We start from the raw sequence: 658 nt of genomic DNA, 5'->3' as shown, positions 1-658 counted from the left end.
AATACCGCGCATTCGACACCTACCTTCTTCCGGAAGCCACGTTTGCAGCGATGCGCGCGCAAGGACCGTTGCCTCTGGCGATCAATGCTACGGCTGACACGTTCCTTTCTCAACGGCGTGCAGTGCTGGAAACCGCGCTGAACCGGGTGACGGCTCTTGCCAGGAAGGGCGAGTTGTCACAGGTCCGGCTTGATGCACATGGTCTTGTGATTTCGCCTCTGAAAGCAATTACACCCCCTGCTGTGGAAGAGTTGAGGCGGGCGGCTTACGACCGGCTGCCACGCATCAAGATTACTGATCTTCTGCTGGAAGTGGACCGCTGGATCAGCTTCACCGACTGCTTTACCCATCGCCGTTCCAGCCGTGTCGCGGATGACAAAAACGCCCTGCTGACGGTGATCCTGGCGGATGGGATTAATCTTGGTCTGACACGCATGGCCGACACCTGTCAGGGTGCCACCCTGCGCCAGTTGGCGCATCTGCATGACTGGCATATCAGCGAGGCCGGATACGCCGAAGCCCTTGGCCGTATGGTTGCAGCCCATCGTGGGCTGCCCCTGGCGTCACTCTGGGGAGACGGCACATCGTCCTCAAGTGATGGTCAATTGTTTCATGCAGGTGGCAGAGGCGCTGCGATCAGCGATATCAATGCGCGCAA

General features: G+C 59.0%; 1 protein-coding gene. It reads left to right on the top strand.

From position 1 onward, the window contains the following. A partial coding sequence (locus KP705_RS15940; RefSeq protein WP_215764941.1) for a Tn3 family transposase occupies window positions 1–658 on the top strand: 658 nt, incomplete at both ends.

It is taken from the genome of Gluconobacter sp. P1D12_c (genome assembly GCF_018812105.1).
In the GTDB taxonomy this organism is placed as follows: domain Bacteria; phylum Pseudomonadota; class Alphaproteobacteria; order Acetobacterales; family Acetobacteraceae; genus Gluconobacter; species Gluconobacter oxydans_A.
The sequence above is the reverse complement of the archived record's forward strand: the minus strand, read 5'-3'. Positions and strand labels throughout refer to the sequence as shown.